This window comes from Pseudomonas sp. Irchel 3H3 (assembly GCF_900187635.1).
Classification (GTDB): Bacteria; Pseudomonadota; Gammaproteobacteria; order Pseudomonadales; family Pseudomonadaceae; genus Aquipseudomonas.
The window spans coordinates 1-4,037 of record NZ_FYEC01000057.1; the positions used below are offsets into that span (position 1 = coordinate 1).

At 58.6% G+C, this 4,037-nt stretch carries 1 protein-coding gene; it reads right to left on the bottom strand.

The features are described 5' to 3' along the window. Nucleotides 1–4,037: immunoglobulin-like domain-containing protein (locus CKW24_RS27600; protein WP_371917617.1), on the bottom strand; the 4,037-nt coding region annotated here is incomplete at both ends.

A 4,037-nucleotide genomic window follows, 5' to 3' on the forward strand; every position in this document is an offset into this window, starting at 1 on the left:
GCGTGAACTCCAGAGGACCATGGCTCGCCATCGGCATGCCGGCAGCGTTGGTCAGGGTCACGGTGTAAGTGACGTCACCACCTTCGGCGACAGTGGATTTATCCACAGTCAGGGTGGCTTTCACCTCGGTGAGGGTGTCGCCAACCTTGACCACTGCCTCGTCGCCAAGCACCAGGTTTTCGAACGACTGACCTGGAACCGTTGCGTCAGTGACGCTCAGTTTGATGGTTTCGCCGTCTTTGTAGACGTCGTCGCCCTGGGCTTTCAGTTCGTACGGCACGCTGGTGGTGCCGGCCTTGATCACCACGGTTGCACCGTTGCTCAGGGTGACGGTCAGGTCTTGTTTCAGTTCCTGATCGACTTTGACGGTGAACTTCGGCGCAGCGTTTTCCAGCACGTCGCCGTTGCTTTCGATGGTGACGGTGATTTTGTCGCCTTCGTTGGCCGGATCTTTTGGATCGCCCGAGCCTGGTTCGTCAGTGACCGAAGTGGTCAACGTCGTGTCGCCCAGTGTCAGTTTCTCGAAGTTGTTAGCCGAAACCGACTCGAGTTTGTTGACGATCGCGTCCTGGCCGCCGGTGAAGATGTTGTCTTTGGCGGTGACCACTGCAGTACCGCTGGTGCCGTTAGCCGGGATTTTCACCACGGTGCCATCGGTCAGCGTGAACTCCAGAGGGCCATGGCTGGCCATCGGCATGCCGGCAGCGTTGGTCAGGGTCACGGTGTAAGTAACTTCACCGCCCTCGGCGACAGTGGATTTATCCACAGTCAGGGTGGCTTTCACCTCGGTGAGGGTGTCGCCAACCTTGACCACTGCCTCGTCGCCAAGCACCAGGTTTTCGAACGACTGACCTGGAACCGTTGCGTCAGTGACGCTGAGTTTGATGGTTTCGCCGTCTTTGTAGACGTCGTCGCCCTGGGCTTTCAGCTCGTATGGAACGCTGGTGGTGCCGGCCTTGATCACGACGGTCGCGCCGTTGCTCAGGGTCACGGTCAGGTCTTGCTTGAGTTCCTGGTCGACTTTCACCGTGAACTTCGGAGCAGCGTTTTCCAGCACATCGCCGTTGCTTTCGATGGTGACGGTGATCTTGTCGCCGTCAGTACCTGGCTCGTCAGTGACCGAAGTGGTCAACGTCATGTCGCCGAGGGTCAGCTTCTCGAAGTTGTTAGCCGAGACGGATTCCAGCTTGTTGACGATTGCGTCCTGGCCGCCGGTGAAGATGTTGTCTTTGGCGGTGACCACGGCAGTACCACTGGTGCCGTTAGCCGGGATTTTCACCACGGTGCCATCGGTCAGCGTGAACTCCAGAGGACCATGGCTGGCCATTGGCATGCCAGCAGCGTTGGTCAGGGTCACGGTGTAGGTGACTTCACCGCCCTCAGCGACGGTGGATTTATCCACAGTCAGGGTGGCTTTCACCTCAGTGAGGGTGTCGCCAACCTTGACCACAGCCTCGTCGCCGAGCACCAGGTTCTCGAAGGACTTACCTGGAACCGTTGCGTCAGTGACGCTGAGTTTGATGGTTTCGCCGTCTTTGTAGACGTCATCGCCCTGGGCTTTCAGCTCGTACGGCACGCTGGTGGTGCCCGCTTTGATCACCACGGTCGCGCCGTTGCTCAGGGTCACGGTCAGGTCTTGTTTCAGTTCCTGATCAACCTTGACGGTGAACTTAGGCGCAGCATTTTCCAGTACGTCACCGTTGCTTTCGATGGTGACGGTGATCTTGTCGCCTTCGTTAGCCGGATCTTTTGGATCGCCCGAACCAGGCTCGTCGGTGACCGAAGTGGTCAACGTCGTGTCGCCCAGTGTCAGCTTCTCGAAGTTGTTAGCCGAAACCGACTCGAGCTTGTTGACGATCGCGTCCTGGCCGCCGGTGAAGATGTTGTCTTTGGCGGTGACCACGGCCGTGCCGGTGGTGCCGTTAGCCGGGATTTTCACCACGGTGCCATCGGTCAGCGTGAACTCCAGCGGGCCATGGCTGGCCATCGGCATGCCGGCGGCGTTGGTCAGGGTCACGGTGTAAGTGACGTCACCACCTTCGGCGACAGTGGATTTATCCACAGTCAGGGTGGCTTTCACCTCAGTGAGGGTGTCGCCAACTTTGACCACAGCCTCGTCGCCGAGCACCAGATTCTCGAAGGACTTGCCTGGAACCGTTGCGTCAGTGACGCTCAGCTTGATGGTTTCGCCGTCTTTGTAGACGTCGTCGCCCTGGGCTTTCAGCTCGTACGGCACGCTGGTGGTGCCGGCTTTGATCACCACGGTTGCACCGTTGCTCAAGGTGACGGTCAGGTCTTGTTTCAGCTCCTGATCGACTTTCACCGTGAACTTAGGCGCAGCGTTTTCCAGCACATCGCCGTTGCTTTCGATGGTGACGGTGATCTTGTCGCCGTCAGTACCTGGCTCGTCGGTGACGGTGGTGGTGTATTGGTCTTCGCCGAGGGTCAGCTTCTCGAAGTTGTTAGCCGAAACCGACTCGAGCTTGTTGACGATCGCGTCCTGACCGCCGGTGAAGATGTTGTCTTTGGCGGTGACAGTTGCGCTGGCCGAAGTCCCGTTCGCAGGAACGGTGATTTTGGTGCCGTCGGACAGAGTGAAGACCAGCGGACCATGGCTCGCCATCGGCATGCCGGCGGCGTTGGTCAGGGTCACGGTGTAGGTGACTTCACCGCCTTCGGCGACGGTGGTTTTATCCACAGTTAGGGTGGCTTTCACCTCAGTGAGGGTGTCGCCAACCTTGACCACAGCCTCGTCGCCGAGCACCAGGTTCTCGAAAGATTTACCTGGAACCGTTGCGTCAGTGACGCTGAGTTTGATGGTTTCGCCGTCTTTGTAGACGTCATCGCCCTGGGCTTTCAGCTCGTACGGCACGCTGGTGGTGCCCGCTTTGATCACCACGGTCGCGCCGTTGCTCAGGGTCACGGTCAGGTCTTGTTTCAGTTCCTGATCAACCTTGACGGTGAACTTAGGCGCAGCATTTTCCAGTACGTCACCGTTGCTTTCGATGGTGACGGTGATTTTGTCGCCTTCGTTAGCCGGATCTTTTGGATCGCCCGAGCCTGGTTCGTCCGTCACGCTGGTAGTCAGCGTGGTATCGCCCAGTGTCAGCTTCTCGAAGTTCTCAGCGCCGGTAACCGAAACCAGCTTGTTGACGATTGGAGTCTGGCCGCCAGCGAAGATGTCGTCTTTGGCGATGACGGTTGCGCTGGCCGAAGTCCCGTTCACAGGAACGGTGATTTTGGTGCCATCGGACAGAGTGAATACCAGCGGGCCGTGGTTGCTCATCGGCAGGCCAGCGGCGTTGGTCAGGGTCACGGTGTAGGTGACGGAACCGCCTTCGGTGACGGTGGTTTTATCCACAGACAGGGTGGCAACCACTTCAGAAGTGGTGTCGCCGACTTTAACGATGGCTTCGTTGCCGAGGACCAGGTTTTCGAAGGATTTACCGTCTACTGCAGCGTCAGTGACGCCGAGTTTGATGGTTTCGCCGTCTTTGTAGACGTCATCGCCTTGCGCCGCCAGCTCGTACGGAGCGCTGCTGGTGCCGGCTTTGATGACGACGGTGTCGCCGTTGCTCAGGGTGACAGTCAGGTCCTGCTTGAGGACCTGATCAACCTTGACGGTGAACTTCGGTGCAGCGTTTTCCAGGACGTCGCCATTGCTTTCGATGGTGACTGTGATCTTGTCGCCTTCGCCCGACGGTTGGTCGGTGACGGTGGTGGTGAACTGGTCTTTGCCCAGGGTCAGTTGTTCGAACTGATCGGCGCCAGATACGCTTTCCAGCTTGTTGACCAGTGCCGGCTGACCGCCGGTGAAGATGTCGTTGCTGGTGACTACGGTTGCCGTGCCGGTGGTGCTGTTGGCTGGAACGGTGATGGTGGTGCCGTCGGAGAGCTTGAAGGTCAGTTCGCCGTGGTTGCTCATCGGCAGGCCAGCGGCGTTGGTCAGGGTCACGGTGTAGGTGACGGAACCGCCTTCGGTGACGGTGGTTTTATCCACAGACAGGGTGGCAACCACTTCAGAAGTGGTGTCGCCG